Source organism: Methanococcoides sp., assembly GCF_030594565.1.
Classification (GTDB): Archaea; Halobacteriota; Methanosarcinia; order Methanosarcinales; family Methanosarcinaceae; genus Methanococcoides; species Methanococcoides seepicolus.
The window spans coordinates 1-13,981 of sequence record NZ_JAUVEY010000046.1 but is presented as its reverse complement, the minus strand read 5'-3'; the positions used below and the strand labels follow the sequence as shown (position 1 = coordinate 13,981).

Annotated in this window: 14 protein-coding genes, 1 tRNA gene and 1 rRNA gene; 4 read left to right on the top strand and 12 right to left on the bottom strand. The window is 43.3% G+C overall.

The features are described 5' to 3' along the window. Positions 1 to 26 precede the first annotated feature (26 nt). Positions 27 to 848 (bottom strand): F420-dependent methylenetetrahydromethanopterin dehydrogenase, encoded by an 822-nt coding sequence (locus QAS77_RS05495; protein ID WP_011499022.1) that lies wholly within the window; start codon positions 846 to 848, stop codon positions 27 to 29. Between the two features lie 314 nt (positions 849 to 1,162). On the opposite strand from QAS77_RS05495, the gene QAS77_RS05490 reads away from it, so the two are divergent. The 4 genes from QAS77_RS05490 to QAS77_RS05475 all read left to right on the top strand — a co-directional run bounded on the left by QAS77_RS05490 (position 1,163) and on the right by QAS77_RS05475 (position 4,565). Beyond that, positions 1,163 to 2,359, top strand: coding sequence for an ammonium transporter (locus QAS77_RS05490; RefSeq protein WP_305064406.1), 1,197 nt, complete (start codon positions 1,163 to 1,165; stop codon positions 2,357 to 2,359). A gap of 9 nt (positions 2,360 to 2,368) precedes the next feature. Then, positions 2,369 to 2,701 (top strand): P-II family nitrogen regulator, encoded by a 333-nt coding sequence (locus tag QAS77_RS05485; protein ID WP_250869039.1) that lies wholly within the window; start codon positions 2,369 to 2,371, stop codon positions 2,699 to 2,701. A 317-nt stretch (positions 2,702 to 3,018) separates the two neighbouring features. Then, a complete protein-coding gene (gene serB / locus QAS77_RS05480) occupies positions 3,019 to 3,636 on the top strand; it encodes a phosphoserine phosphatase SerB (RefSeq protein WP_305064405.1) in 618 nt (205 codons plus the stop codon). Between the two features lie 71 nt (positions 3,637 to 3,707). Beyond that, a complete protein-coding gene (locus QAS77_RS05475) occupies positions 3,708 to 4,565 on the top strand; it encodes a coiled-coil protein (RefSeq protein WP_305064404.1) in 858 nt (285 codons plus the stop codon). 262 nt (positions 4,566 to 4,827) lie between these two features. Here QAS77_RS05475 and QAS77_RS05470 read toward each other — a convergent pair whose 3' ends face one another. The 11 genes from QAS77_RS05470 to QAS77_RS05420 form a co-directional block, all read right to left on the bottom strand. Further along, positions 4,828 to 5,973: a radical SAM protein gene (locus QAS77_RS05470; protein ID WP_305064403.1), complete on the bottom strand. Its 1,146-nt coding sequence runs from the start codon at positions 5,971 to 5,973 to the stop codon at positions 4,828 to 4,830. Between the two features lie 4 nt (positions 5,974 to 5,977). Continuing rightward, complete coding sequence (locus tag QAS77_RS05465) at positions 5,978 to 7,135, bottom strand: NAD(P)/FAD-dependent oxidoreductase (protein ID WP_250869043.1); 1,158 nt, start codon at positions 7,133 to 7,135, stop codon at positions 5,978 to 5,980. A 15-nt stretch (positions 7,136 to 7,150) separates the two neighbouring features. Next, the gene (locus QAS77_RS05460) at positions 7,151 to 8,092 is read right to left on the bottom strand and encodes a UbiA prenyltransferase family protein (protein WP_250869044.1); all 942 of its coding nucleotides are present in this window, start codon (positions 8,090 to 8,092) and stop codon (positions 7,151 to 7,153) included. 54 nt (positions 8,093 to 8,146) lie between these two features. After that, on the bottom strand, positions 8,147 to 9,598 hold the full coding sequence (gene tgtA, locus QAS77_RS05455) for a tRNA guanosine(15) transglycosylase TgtA (RefSeq protein WP_305064402.1): 1,452 nt from the start codon (positions 9,596 to 9,598) through the stop codon (positions 8,147 to 8,149). A 100-nt stretch (positions 9,599 to 9,698) separates the two neighbouring features. After that, positions 9,699 to 10,079 carry a putative zinc-binding protein gene (locus QAS77_RS05450; protein ID WP_250869046.1) on the bottom strand — a complete coding sequence of 127 codons (381 nt, stop codon included), beginning with the start codon at positions 10,077 to 10,079 and terminating at the stop codon, positions 9,699 to 9,701. Between the two features lie 18 nt (positions 10,080 to 10,097). Beyond that, the gene (locus tag QAS77_RS05445; protein ID WP_305064401.1) at positions 10,098 to 10,331 is read right to left on the bottom strand and encodes a thioredoxin family protein; all 234 of its coding nucleotides are present in this window, start codon (positions 10,329 to 10,331) and stop codon (positions 10,098 to 10,100) included. Between the two features lie 57 nt (positions 10,332 to 10,388). Beyond that, positions 10,389 to 11,078, bottom strand: a complete 690-nt coding sequence (locus QAS77_RS05440; RefSeq protein WP_305064400.1) for a metallophosphoesterase family protein — start codon at positions 11,076 to 11,078, stop codon at positions 10,389 to 10,391. A 13-nt stretch (positions 11,079 to 11,091) separates the two neighbouring features. Beyond that, positions 11,092 to 12,129: an ACR3 family arsenite efflux transporter gene (gene arsB, locus QAS77_RS05435; protein ID WP_305064399.1), complete on the bottom strand. Its 1,038-nt coding sequence runs from the start codon at positions 12,127 to 12,129 to the stop codon at positions 11,092 to 11,094. A gap of 44 nt (positions 12,130 to 12,173) precedes the next feature. Further along, the gene (locus QAS77_RS05430) at positions 12,174 to 13,187 is read right to left on the bottom strand and encodes a permease (protein WP_305064398.1); all 1,014 of its coding nucleotides are present in this window, start codon (positions 13,185 to 13,187) and stop codon (positions 12,174 to 12,176) included. 243 nt (positions 13,188 to 13,430) lie between these two features. Further along, positions 13,431 to 13,551 (bottom strand): 5S ribosomal RNA (gene rrf / locus QAS77_RS05425). Between the two features lie 121 nt (positions 13,552 to 13,672). Continuing rightward, positions 13,673 to 13,744 (bottom strand) — tRNA-Cys (locus tag QAS77_RS05420). Positions 13,745 to 13,981 lie beyond the last annotated feature (237 nt).

Below are 13,981 nucleotides of genomic sequence, written 5' to 3'. Positions count from 1 at the left end.
AAAAAAGAGAAGTGTCAAAAAGACACTTACTGTTGTTTTTCGTACAATGCAGTCTTTGACAAAATGTTGCCTTTCTTTGCGTGTGGCTGCCTGAGGACTGTATCGTTTGATTTCTCGATCTCACGTGCGTCGATCGCGAGCTGTGCTGCTGCGCGCATCATTTCGTGAGCTGTTGCGGTTGTGAGTGTTACCTGCTCGATCTCCTTCATCATGAAGCATGCTGGGAAGTTGATCTGTGCTACCTTGTCAGCCATGTGAAGTGCTGCAAGTGCTTTTGCTTTTGCGTATGGGTTGCTGAAACCTGCACGTTCGATACACTTCTCTGGCTTTGCGAGAATGTGTGGAAGGACGATCTCCTTACCTTCATCGACCTGTGCAGTGACGATATCAAGCTCTTCCTGTATAAGTCTTACAACACCACAGGTGGAGAGAACTTTCATTGCATCAGAGTTGAAGGATGCCATTTCCACAGAGTCAAGGAACTCTCTCTTTGCGCCGATGAGTGGGTCCACGGTCATGATGATGTAACCGAAACCTGCGTCCTCGAGTGCCTGTCTGTCGTCCTTTTTGGTTGGACCATCAGAGATAACGATGCATGGAACATCTTTGTAGATCTCACGTGCAGCGGTTGGACCAGGTGCACTTGAGTTAGGGCTGATCATTACATAGAAATCAGCATCCCATTCTTTAAGTGCTGCTGTTTCTGCAGCTTCATCTTTGCCCATTTTAGGACCAGTTCCGAATACACGAACACTGATACCTTCTCTTGCTGCTATCTCATCCTGTACGAGGTCAATGACCTGACTCATGCCGAGGTTGCCTAACTTAATAAATCCTATTTTTGCCATAGTAGATCACATTACTGCAAGTACGGGGTAGCATATAATATTTTTGATTATTGATCGATCAGATAATGGGATGTTCACCACAGCTCTACGATTCATCCATAGTCCATAGTAACAATTATGTAATAATTTAAAACGTTAATTTTAAATAATAGTAAGTAGGTAAACACTTTCTTAGTACCGTGTAAAACGATATACACACAATTGGATCAAAGGAGCAATAGAATTGTATTCAAAAATAATGATGATCGAACGCCATGTAACAAACTGTGAAAGCAGCTTGCTACTGTTTAAAGTAGGACCAGGGGATGAATAAAATGGTTCTGGAAGCAGGAGACACTGCATTTGTTCTGATATGCACCGCCATGGTCATGCTTATGACACCGGCAGTAGGGCTTTTCTACGGAGGTATGGTGAGAAACAAGAACATAATATCCATGATAGCCCTCTCTTTCATCTCACTGGCCATCGTTACCATCCAGTGGGTAACAATAGGCTACACCCTTTCCTTCGGCCATGATATCGGAGGATTGATCGGTGGGCTGGACTACATTGGCCTAAAGGGAGTGGGAATGGATGGAGATGGGATACCAGACATACTCTTCATGGCTTTCCAGCTTGTATTCGCAGCTATAGCACTGGCAATCCTGACCTCAGGTGTGGCAGAAAGGATAAAGCTCAGTTCATTTATCGTATTCGGACTTCTCTGGACAACCATTGTATACGACCCCCTTGCCCACTGGGCATGGGGAGGCGGCTGGGCACATAGCATGGGAGCACTCGACTTTGCAGGAGGAACAGTGGTCCACATCAGTGCAGGTTTCGGAGCACTGGCATTATCATTTGTCATAGGTAAGAGAATAGGATTCGGCAAGTATAGTATGGAGCCTGAGAACATTACCACCACTTTGCTTGGTGGGGCATTGCTATGGTTCGGATGGTTCGCATTCAATGCAGGAAGTGCACTTGCAGCGGATGGTCTTGCAGCAAACGCTTTTGTGGTCACACTGATATCTGCTGCATCAGGAGCCCTCACATGGATGGGAGCTTCATGGATAAAAGGCAAGCCAAGTTCACTGGGAATGATCAGTGGTGCTATTGCAGGACTTGTTGCTATTACCCCGGCATGTGGATTTGTAGGACCTCTGGAGTCCATAATCATTGGAGGTTCAGCAGGGATATTATGTTACGGAACTTTACTTTTCCGTATACACAAGAAGTTTGATGAAAGTCTTGATGCATGGGCAATCCATGGCGTAGGAGGACTTTTCGGAGCACTTGCCACAGGTGTCTTTGCTGTCGCAGCCATTGGCGGGGTCGATGGCCTGATATACGGAAATGTAGGACAGTTCATCATACAGGGAATCGATGCATTCGTTGCGGTTGGTTATTCTTTCGTGATGACATATATACTTGCGAAGATAATTGACAAGACAATCGGTTTAAGAGTTACCGAAGAAGAGGAATATGTCGGACTGGATGTTGCCCAGCACGGTGAATCAATGGAGCTTTAAGGTGATCCCATGAAGAAAATAACAGCCATAATAAGACCGGAAAAACTGGAAACAGTAAAAGAGGACCTTGCTGAAAAAGGATTTAATGCAATGACTACCTTTGACGTTAAAGGCAGAGGTGAACAGAAAGGGATATGTCTCCAGTTCAGAGGTAAGCGGAACCTTATCGACATGATACCCAAGATACAGATCGATATCGTTGTAAAGAATGATGAAGTTGAAACGGTAATACAGACCATAAAACAGTCTGCACGTACCGGAAAGATCGGAGACGGCAAAATATTCGTATCGCCTGTGGAAATGGTAGTAGGAATAAGGGCAGAAGAATATATTACAGAATAAATCAGTAGGGAGGTTCCTTAAAATGGAATTCCCTATTACTTTTTAAGAAATATTATAAATAATTGATCGATCTCCAAAAATAGAATCCAAACTTTCAAATCATAACCGATCGGTATGAGAGAAAGATCATTACAATCTTTTTCAGAAGCCTACATCTACCCGAAAAGGTTAAAAGCAATGTAAGTAATGGTACTCCAATCTCAGTACATTCCATTATTACTGATTCGTAATCAGTGTCTTAAAGTATAAGGTATGGTCAAGTGAATTCCAGCAACAACATTTCTAAGAGAACTTATTCAAAGCTGATTGTTTTTGATATGGACAGCACCCTCATAGATGCGGAAAGCATCGATGAGCTTGCGCGTGCTGCCGGCGTTGTAGACAAGATATCCGTTGTAACTGAAAAAGCAATGAACGGAGAGATAGATTACAACCAAGCGCTTAAAGAAAGAGTTGCACTTTTAAAAGGATTGAAACTTGAAAAAGCAATGGAAGCAATGAATTCCATGCCCCTCATGCCCGGAGCAGAAGAGCTCGTCAAACATGTAAAATCCCTGGGATTCAAGACCGCAATACTATCAGGTGGATTTACACTTTCCACTGACAGAATTGCAAAGTTACTTGATATGGATTATGTGTTCTCCAACATACTGGAGATCGAAGACGGGTATCTTACAGGCAGGGTTTCCGGACCAATGACAGAAAATCTTTCAAAGGAAAAAGCTTTTGAACAGATAGCAAAGGAAAATGGTCTGAAACCTGAAAACTGTATTGTTGTTGGCGATGGTGCTAACGACATATGCATCTTTAAGATAGCAGGATGTGCAATTGCATTTAATCCAAAACCAATTCTGCGTCAATACGCAGATGCGGTCATTACCCAAAAACACCTCAGGGACATTATTCCAATAATAGATTCACTTGACTTGGAGTAAGCCCTGCGTATCGTGCATTAGAAATGCATGAAATGCCAGCTTTTTTGCTGGAGCGGGAGGATTCATAGAGCATGATGAAAGAACTGAACACAAAGAAGCAGGATTTAAAGTCTGCGTCCGAAGAGTACAAAGAGAAACGAAATGCATTGAACGCAGAAGCAAGCACTCTAGCAGCGAAGCGCAATGATCTCAACAAAAGCACAAAGGAACTTATCAATGAAGCACAGGAATACAAGAAGCTTCGTGATGAGAACAATGAGCAGGTAAAAGAGAACAAAGCAAAACGTGACGAGATCAATGCAAAGGCTAACGAAGTATTCGCAAAAGTCGATGCGCTGCGTGCTGCAAGTAATCTTACAGGTCCATCCATAAAGGATATCCGCAAGGAAATAGACCGTCTCGAATTCACACAGCAGACAGAAGTACTCACTCCTGCAAAGGAGAAGGATCTTGTCAGCAAAATAACAGAACTTCAGAAACAATATGTTGTCAAGAAGGACCAGCTCGAGAGCAATACCGAGCTTAAGAACCTGTTAGATGAAGCACAAGCGATCCGTGATGAGGCTTCCGAATTCCACAATGTCCTTTCAGAGTACGCACAGAAAGCTCAGGAGTATCATGACAAGATGATCTCCACATTCAAAGAAGCTGACAAGATGCGTGCAGAATCTGATGCTGCTCACAAGCAATTTGTCGAGTTCCAGGAGAAAGCTGACGAACAGCACAAACTGTTCATTTCAGCACAGAAAGAGATCAGGGACATCGACAAAGAAGTTCGCAAGATGCGCAAGGGAGAGACCGACGGAAGGAAGGTCGCATCAATGGAAGATGTCAGGAAAGATGCTGCAGAGCTATTTGACAAGTTCAAATCTGGTGAGAAGCTCACCACAGAGAACCTCATGACACTGCAGAAGTCCGGCATGCTCTGAACAACAAAAGTAATTTTACTAATGAGGGCAAGCTTTGCCCTCAATTTTATTATTGACTGTTTTAACCTTATTATTACTACTTTACTGCAATCTGATCAGCAAGTAACTTGGGCCATCATCAATAGCAGATATTGGGTCATATGCAGATAGATATAGGCAAGTCCCCCACATACATCAATAAAATACTTGAGCCAGAATTGTTATCTAAAACTCGACAAAAAAATAAAAAAAATGTAGCCTTGAAAATATAAAAGATACAAGGTCAATCAAAATTATGCAATTTCCTAAACTCAGGGTCCCTCATCAAGCAGATACCCCCATCATAAGTAGAATCTTTGCGGATCTTTCGCCAGACATCAGCAAGTTTGTCCTGATCGATATTACCAAACGATAAAGGCAGACATGCACATGGGAAAATATCCCCCTCTGGCGTAATATGTAACCATTTTCTGCCTGCAAAACAACCCATCTTCTTAAGTACATGTGGAATTGGGAACAGTTTTGGACCATCCATTTTTTCAGTCCTTTCTACGAAAGAATCGAATTTTCTGTGGTCTTCTAAGCTCATCAGGCCATCCGAACGGTCCATCCATCTTCCAGTAGGGACTATCTCGAAGAACGAGATCTCATGTACACCCATCTCAGTTGCCAGAGTGTAGAAATCATCCAGTTCATCAATGTTGTTAGGAGAGATGACGACATAGATATTAACAAGCAATCCGGAATCCAGTGAATTCTTTATCCCTTCAATGGCAGAGTTGAAAACACCTGAACGGCCACGCATTGAATCGTGACCTGCTTCATTTGCACTGTCAAGACTGACGCTGATCATATCAAGACCGGCTTCCTTTAGGAACATTGCTTTCTCAAGCGTTAGCCCGACACCTGATGTGAACATACCCGTGAGTGCCCTTTCCCGGTCCACATATTCGATGAGCTCTTCGAGACCATCATAGGTCAGCGGTTCACCACCATCAAAGACAATGAAGGTTGAACCCAGGTCAAGAACCTGATCAATGACGTTCTTTACGGTTTCAACAGGTAAAGTGGCTTTGTTCTTCGTATCAGGGAGAGCACAATGGAGACATTTATTGGGACATTCCTCCGTTATTGAAATGGTCACCTGCTCAGGAAGCATTTTCCCCCTTATATATCCCATCTGGCTTGACACAAGCCGATCAAAGGCTTTGCTTGGAATAGGAGGCATCCATGTGGAGAAGATAAGTTCATCCTCTTTTATAACAGCGGGCTTCTTACCATCGAATAGGTCCATCATATCGGAAGTGAGCGGTTTAATTGCCCTTGATGCAACTCCTGAGGTGTGCATTTTTACAAGACCATCATCTACTGTTGCATAGACCTTGAAGAACGGGTTCTTGTAGAAATAATACCTTTTATCAGAGGTCATAAGTTCATTTGCTCCTCAAAAGTGCCTTATAAGAAAGGAAGGAACGGGGATCTTTCTTCAACATGAAAAGGCCAAGTTGCATACACTTGTGAGTAGAATTACCTGAAAGGAATGAAAAGTCCTCATCTTCAAATGTCTTCATTAACCTATCGATCTCTCGATCCTCCATCTTGCGAAGGGTTTCGAGACCGATACGGCCAAGAATGTATTCAGCCCTGTATTCAGTGTTCCACTTACTCCGATATTCAGAAAGGACCTTGGCCGAAACATCGTCTTTAGCAATGGCATCAGCGGCAACATCACCACACATCTGACCGGCATGCATACCATAGCCAATACCGGACTGGCCTGCAGCCCCGCCCACGAGCATAACACCATCAGTATGCATCTGTTTTGGTATTGTGACGATGGGATCTCCACCAACTGCCCTTTCATGGATCACAAGATCATCTATGCCTTTAATTTTCTTGAATTTCTCCACCCACCTATCAAAGAATGGAGTTACATCTTTTCCATTCCTTCTAACATAGACCCCGAGAGTAGCAAGGTCCTTGCCACATGGGGAATATGTTGATTTCCAGCCAGGGCAGTGATTGCCAACATAATATTCGAACATATCCGGCTCGCCTATACCATCGGCCTCTACGAACGCTTCCATTGCCCATGCGATATCGTTAGAATACTTCATAGGTTGAAGCCCGAGAAGACCTGCAAGCTTTGAGTTTATACCATCTGAGACGATGACCATCTTACAGGTAAGCACCCCATCGTTCGTACTGAGCGACATCCCATTGCTGTTCCTTAAGATGTTATGTACATCGACACCCATACGCATCTCAACACCGGAATCTTGGGTCTGTTTGGCATAGAACTCATCGAATTTGAGACGATCAAGGAAATAAGCAGGAGCTTCTATCGCAACCCTGCCACCAGATGGTGCTACCAAATATGCTCCATTCATATTCTTAAGAACATAGCTCTGGTCCACCGCTTCGCCTGCCCTGTCGAACATTCCTTTGAAGAAAGTATTCGCAGGGTGTGTGGGATGGCCGATAATCTCTTTTTTATCAAGAAGAAGAACCTTCACACCTTTTCTAGAAGCATTACGTGCAGCCATAAGTCCTGCAGGAGATGCACCGATCACAATAATATCAGCATCCATTTCTATTACCTCCGATCACCAAAGAATTCCCGCATAGGAAGAAACACCAATGGAAAGGATCACATCGAGTATGAGTGAACCAAACATCACACCCCTGTACCTGGAACCCTGAAGGAACAACCTACCTCCACGTTCAGGAAGAGGATTTTTCACAAAATCAAGTGCCTTTGATAGCATCCACATACCTGAAAGTATGGCACCTGTAAAGAAGACAGGACCAAGTTCTGCGGTGATACCAATGGCCATTGATGCGAGGATACCAATTACCCAGCATGCAAGAATGAATTTGGATGTCAGAGGTACCCCAAATGTCACCGGGAATGTGGGTGCACCTTTTGCACGGTCACCTTCAACATCCCTGCATACTCCAGAAAGGGTGAAGCCCCAATCAGCAACACACATCATTATAAAGAAGAATATTGCCGGCAATGGCAATATTACACCATCATTTCCCCTGAGTATGCCCGCAGGGTCGAAAGCAAGCCAGATGCCGACCGGAACAAGCCCATAAGCTATTCCCACGGGTATGAAGCTTAAAAAGGTCATCCGCTTTGCGAACATTGAATATATGCTGATGGTCGCTACTGCGATGACAAGTATGAACAGAGATTCGGGATTCAGATAGAATGCTGCCACTGCTGCTACGAAGAAAAGGATGAGTGAATACGTCAATCCATTTTTCTGGGATAGCGTTTCAGATGCCAACGGCCTGTCAGGCAGGTTTATCTTATCGATATCCACATCACAGCAATCATTATACACATAAGAACTTGTGATGGCAGCATATCCACCTATGACAGCAATTATGAATGGAATGAGCGGAGGTAGTGCAGATGTGGCAAGATAAGATGCCAGCAGTGCACTCGATGCCGGAAGGGCAAAGTCCATATCCGCAATCTCCGGCCTTAGCAGTTCTAAGTATGGGTTGCGTGTTTTTGATCCTGTTGTTGATACCAAATGAATCACCAATGATGAGATATTTAATTGTTGTTTTCAATGAACATCAATGAATCACTCTTTGACGTCCGCGATCTTTTCCAGCTTTTCAAATAGAGGATGTTCAAGCTCTTTTCCCTTTATGAAAGTAAACTCTGCATCGGGATTCAATTCGATGAGCCGGATAGTATTTTCAAGAGCCTTGCCTAACGATTCGAGATCGGTGTCGTTGATAACTTCCGCATTGAACGGATATACCTCGGAAAGTTCAGCAGGGAATGAACCGAATGGTGCTTTGAATATAAGGTCATTATCAGATTCAGGATAGGTCCTCATTGAGAACGGTCTGATCACAGCAGTGCCTTTTATGGTGAAGCGCTCAAGCCTTTTGGAGAACCTTAAGACTTCCGGCCTTTGTGATGATTCAGGTCCACAGTAGAAGAACGTGGATTTGGAGGCAGGGTCGTATTTTTCGATCCAGTCAGAATATGAGTACATCCGTTTCAATGCTTCGAGCATTCTTGGATGACTGCGGCATCTCAGTTCCACAAGTTCCAGCAGGTTGCCTTCTTTTATAGATTGCTTTATAAGGCGAATTTCCTCAAATGTCACATAGAGGTTGTGCCTTGCCAGAAGATCACTGCAATTGTCGGCTTTTTTAACCTCTTCTGCTGTGTGTGAGACACATATTGGGCAGGAACATGGAAGATAACTCAGGTTATCAATATGATAGGTCCCTTTGGAAGTAATGTATCGCCTGTCCTTTGCATAGAGTGCATAAGCTGCAGAATCGAAAAGGTCGCATCCAAGTGCTACTGCCAGAGCGAACATCATTGGGTGACCGGCACCAAACAGATGAACGGGTACGGTGGGGTCAAGACCTTTTTTCGATGAGACGATGACGTCAACAAGTTCTGCATAGCGATAGGATTCCATCAGAGGAACGACTGCACCAATTGGATATACATCGAATTTGTGTTCACTAATGGTGCTGGCACATTTTTCACGCAGATCAGTATATGTAGAACCCTGAACAGGGCCTGCAAGAAGCATCTCGTCATTTACCATGCCGCGTGCTTCGATGAGACGTTTAATGGTAGTTTCCAGTTCTGATTCCGCACGTGATCGAGGTACATCCGGAGGGGTAGGTATGTCAAGAGGGACACCAACGTCTGATCCAATCGTTTTTTGAAACTCGATGATCTGTTCATTGGTTATCTCTATGTCCCCGTACACCGAAAGCTGGAAAGAGCCGGAATCGGTCATTATAGGTCCATCAAAATCAAGAAGTGAATGCAGACCGTCCTTAAGGGCTTTTTCCCGAAGCTCGTCCCTGCGTGATATGATGTAGGAGTTAGTTATTAACATCTGGGCACCGAAGTCCCTCATTTCGGAAGGTTTTATGACCTGAAGGTTCGGGTTTATTACAGGCATGACGGTGGGAGTTTCCACAGTTCCGTGTGGCGTTTTTAGTTTCCCAATGCGTCCTGCTGCATCTTTGTGGGTAATCTCGAATATCGATGACATTTGAGCATTAGATATTGGCTGATATTATATATTTGTATTTCATCACTTTTAAGATGAAATTTGCCAGTATATAATTTAAGCCCGTTATGTTCAATTTATTTCAATTTGAAATTATCCCGGATACTTTTTCAAATGCTTTTGCCACATCGGATTCTGATACATTCAGATCTTTGTTCTTGACTATACCCAGATCTGTTAGTATGATGTGACGGTCAATGTTTATGTTTGAAAGTTTAAGGGCCTTTTTAGTGCATTCCAGCGGGCATCCGTCTATTGCGATTATCCTGTCACAGCCTTCTGCAGATCTCACAAGACCAGATACTTTTCCGCCAATACCCACTGCACACATCATATTCCCAACTTCCCTGTCATTTAGCTCGATAACTATCTGATTGGAAAGCTGACCTACATTGGAAGCACCGGAGCAGGAGAATAGTCCGACATTGCCGGAGCAACATGTACATTTTATATCTTCAGCCATTATTATTACCACCTGTATTTACTGAGTGAGCCATTCCTTTACTTTATCTTCTGAAGGGATCTTGCCTGCGATCTTAACATCGCCATCAACAACAAGTCCGGGAGTTATCATTACACCATAGTCCAATATTTTGTTTATATCTTCGACTTTGGTTATTTCGGCATTAATGCCATTCTCATTCACTATTTTCTCAACCAGTTCTTTTAATTTGTTGCATTTTGCACAACCTGAGCCAAGTATTTCTATTTTCATGTATAAACCTCTTAATATTTTTGAAAGATAAACGTATTTTAGACTTTTATTATTTTCTCAATAACCCCTTTTCAATATATCTACAAGTTCATCTGCATGGGGCATATTCTCTACTATTCGTTGGCACACCAGGTCCAGATCATACTCACATCTGATTATCTGTACTGACTGCGTTTGCGTATCAAATACAGCACAACTTGCACGCACATCCCCATCCCTTGGCTGGCCTACAGAACCCGGATTTATTATTGCCACATCACCCACATGCCTGATGAAAGGAATATGAGAATGACCAATTATAATAAGATCCGCATCCACACCTTCGATCATCTCAAGTACATCTGCTTCAGGAGTATCAGGCTTGATGTATTCATACATGGACCTCGGACTTCCATGAGCAAAATGTATCTTTTTCTGTCCGGCTCTCTTTTCAATATAGAGTGGTAGCCCCCGGAGATAATCCATATGATCGATGCTGAGCTGGCCCCACGTGTATTCCCTGGTAGCGATGGAGAGGTGCTTGTACTTGTACCCACATCCGCAATCAACCTTTGAAGCCACTGCATTGTCATGATTACCTTTGATCGTAGCTATGTTCTCATTTTTGAGGAGTTCGATGCATTCAGAAGGATCAGGGCCATAGTCCACAAGATCGCCCAGGCAGATCACTTCATCATGAGGAACGGAAAGTACGGCATCAAGAGCATCTTTATTTCCATGGATGTCCGATATTATCAAGAATTTCATTTTTGTCACCTCATTATTTGAACATATGCTTTGTCTTCAGACATATGCTTACAAGTCCGAGCATTACAGGAACCTCTATGAGCACCCCCACAACGGTCGCAAGTGCTGCACCCGAATTCATTCCAAAAAGCATTGCTGCGACTGCAATTGCAACTTCGAAATGGTTAGAGGCACCAATTAGTGCTGTTGGTGCTGCATTTTCATAAGTCATCCCAATCACTTTAGCAATGCCATATCCAAGGAAGAATATGAAGAATACCTGAAACAGAAGGGGAACTGCGATCATCGCTATCACAAGGGGCATCTCAAGTATCACATCTCCCTGAAGTGAGAACAAGGCAATCAATGTGACCAGTAGTGCAGTAATAGAAATGTTATGCATTACAGGTGAGAAACTGTTCTCGAACCAGTCCTTTCCTTTGTTTGCCAGCAGATAATTTCGTGAGAAGTATCCGGCAAACAAAGGCACACCTACATACATGCTTACAGAAAGCAGAATTGTTTCCCAAGGAACCACGATATCATTTATGCCAAGCAAGAGTCTCGCAAGGGGTGCATATAGGAAGAGCATAGCCAGAGAATTAATTGCAACCATTACCAATGTATGACCCTGATTGCCCTTTGCAAGATATCCCCACACAAGCACCATTGCAGTGCATGGAGCGACTCCGAGCAATATCATTCCTGCTATGTATTGTGAGATCTGGAGCTCTGTGAGATAAGGAGAGAATACATTTGCCATGAACAGCCATGCAAAGAAGAGCATGGTAAAGGGTTTTACAGCCCAGTTGATGATCAATGTAGTAAGTACAGGTTTAGGGGTCTTTCCTGCTTTTACAACCTGTTTGAAATCGATCTGAACCATGATCGGATAGATCATGAAGAAAAGACAGATCGCAATAGGAATAGAAACCTCATATAACTGCATCGAATCCAATGTCCCGGCGATCTGTGGAAAGATCCTACCAAGAGCAATACCAATGACTATACATGCAAAGATCCATATAGTCAGGTATTTTTCGAAAAATCCCAGCTTTTTTTCATCAGCCATTATAATCTCCAACCTTTATCTATTTTTGAATACTATTGATACGATCATCCGATAACGTAACCAAATCCAAGTCCTGCAAGTGTAGCAATTACCACTACCAGTGTTATGTATGAAGCTCCTCTTTTTGCACCCAATATCCTGCTGATAACGATCATGTTCGGAAGACTGAGTGCTGGTCCTGCCAGAAGCATAGAGAGTGCCGGACCTTTACCCATGCCAAGAAGTGTAAGAGCACTGATAATCGGAACCTCGGTAAGTGTAGAGAAGTACATCAGGGCTCCTGAGACAGATGCTATCAGGTTTGATGAGACAGATTCACCACCAACAAACCGGGCAACATATTCAGAAGGAAGAACTTCCACAATTGCCCCTGCAAAGAACACACCGATCAGAAGAAGAGGTGTGATCTGCTTTACAAGGAACCATGTCTCACCCATCCATGAAGAGAGTTCCTCACGAGTGAACCACTTGAAAGACAGATAGATAGTAACAGTTATCAGAGGAACAAGTATTGCTGCCATCATCGTCCATGTACTGAATATCTCCGGAACAACAAGGATTCCCAGAAGCAGGATGAACAACAAAGCACTATTCTTGTGTTTTTCTTCTCCGAAAGTGGTGATCTTATTTCTTTCCACCTTGCCCCTTTCAAACATCGATGCCATTGTAAGTCCGACAACGATGGATAACGAGACAGCAACAATTGCCCTTGCCAAACCCAGGTCATAGCCAAGGATCTTGGCAGTGTAAACTATTGCGAGTATGTTAATGGCTGGTGCAGAGAACAGGAATGTAGTTGCAGGGCCAATCCCCGCTCCTCTTTTGTAGATCCCTGCAAATAGTGGGAGTACGGTGCAACTGCACACAGCAAGGAGGCATCCTGATGCTGCAGCTATTGAGTACGATACATATTTTGGTGCATCTGCTCCGAAGAACTTCAATACTGACTCTTTAGAGAAAAGTGAAGCTATCGCACCTGCAAGGAAGAATGCAGGTATCAAGCATAGAAGCACATGCAATGCAAGGTAGTTCTGAACTGATTGAACACCTGCATTCATAAGAGATAGTAAATAATAAGGGGAGACATTTCAAATAATGTTGAAATGCTATATGAGCATATCTATCTCAACTATTATTGAATTGATTTTTATGATTCAAGATGATCTAATAGACATTAAAATGAAGTACTTCCATTCAAGATCAAAACTGCAAAATGTGATCATGAATCGAAACATATCAGAAAAACAAAGTCAAACTAGTGATTTAAAATCAGTTAAACAAAAGAAGATTAATAAGAGTGAGCATAGCAGCGATGCAGATTTCCCGAAGACTCTCGTACTTCAGTACAGTAAGCAACGTGGGCAGACTTATCTTCTGTGTTCGGATGGGAACAGGAGTTGCCCTGCCACTGTGGCCGCCATACTCTTATTAATGAATGAAGCCAAGGTCCAAATCCAGATCAGCGCTTCTGAAGCGCGCGACCTTTGAGCTTTGCTCAAGAGGTCAGGATTTTAAGTCGGACCTTACTCTTGTAAATAAATGAAGCCAAGGTCCGGATTCGAACCGGAATGGTATCGCTCTGCAGGCGATTGCGTAGCCGCTCCGCCACCTTGGCAATTGGGAATGTAGTCTCTAGTAGGTGAAACATGCATATAAACTTTCACCTTGCGACAATTATTGGTACTATGTAATGAGATTCGAGAGAGATGATTATCTGTCAGAAACGAAATCAATCTCGTTGGAAATGCTGAGAAATAAAGTCACAACTACTGCGTTAAAGATCAGTCAAGAAAAGAATTGGATAGAGTGAGCATAGCAGCGATGTAGATTTCCCGAAGACTCTCGTACTTCA

What these genes read in the sequence shown, in the direction of transcription:
- QAS77_RS05495 (WP_011499022.1), bottom strand. Translation starts at nt 848, where the DNA reads ATGGCAAAAATAGGATTTATTAAGTTAGGCAACCTCGGCATGAGTCAG.
- arsB (WP_305064399.1), bottom strand. Translation starts at nt 12,129, where the DNA reads ATGGCTGATGAAAAAAAGCTGGGATTTTTCGAAAAATACCTGACTATA.
- tgtA (WP_305064402.1), bottom strand. Translation starts at nt 9,598, where the DNA reads ATGTCATCGATATTCGAGATTACCCACAAAGATGCAGCAGGACGCATT.
- QAS77_RS05445 (WP_305064401.1), bottom strand. Translation starts at nt 10,331, where the DNA reads ATGAAAATAGAAATACTTGGCTCAGGTTGTGCAAAATGCAACAAATTA.
- QAS77_RS05490 (WP_305064406.1), top strand. Translation starts at nt 1,163, where the DNA reads ATGGTTCTGGAAGCAGGAGACACTGCATTTGTTCTGATATGCACCGCC.
- QAS77_RS05485 (WP_250869039.1), top strand. Translation starts at nt 2,369, where the DNA reads ATGAAGAAAATAACAGCCATAATAAGACCGGAAAAACTGGAAACAGTA.
- QAS77_RS05450 (WP_250869046.1), bottom strand. Translation starts at nt 10,079, where the DNA reads ATGGCTGAAGATATAAAATGTACATGTTGCTCCGGCAATGTCGGACTA.
- QAS77_RS05475 (WP_305064404.1), top strand. Translation starts at nt 3,708, where the DNA reads ATGATGAAAGAACTGAACACAAAGAAGCAGGATTTAAAGTCTGCGTCC.
- QAS77_RS05430 (WP_305064398.1), bottom strand. Translation starts at nt 13,187, where the DNA reads ATGAATGCAGGTGTTCAATCAGTTCAGAACTACCTTGCATTGCATGTG.
- QAS77_RS05465 (WP_250869043.1), bottom strand. Translation starts at nt 7,135, where the DNA reads ATGGATGCTGATATTATTGTGATCGGTGCATCTCCTGCAGGACTTATG.
- serB (WP_305064405.1), top strand. Translation starts at nt 3,019, where the DNA reads ATGGACAGCACCCTCATAGATGCGGAAAGCATCGATGAGCTTGCGCGT.
- QAS77_RS05470 (WP_305064403.1), bottom strand. Translation starts at nt 5,973, where the DNA reads ATGACCTCTGATAAAAGGTATTATTTCTACAAGAACCCGTTCTTCAAG.
- QAS77_RS05440 (WP_305064400.1), bottom strand. Translation starts at nt 11,078, where the DNA reads ATGAAATTCTTGATAATATCGGACATCCATGGAAATAAAGATGCTCTT.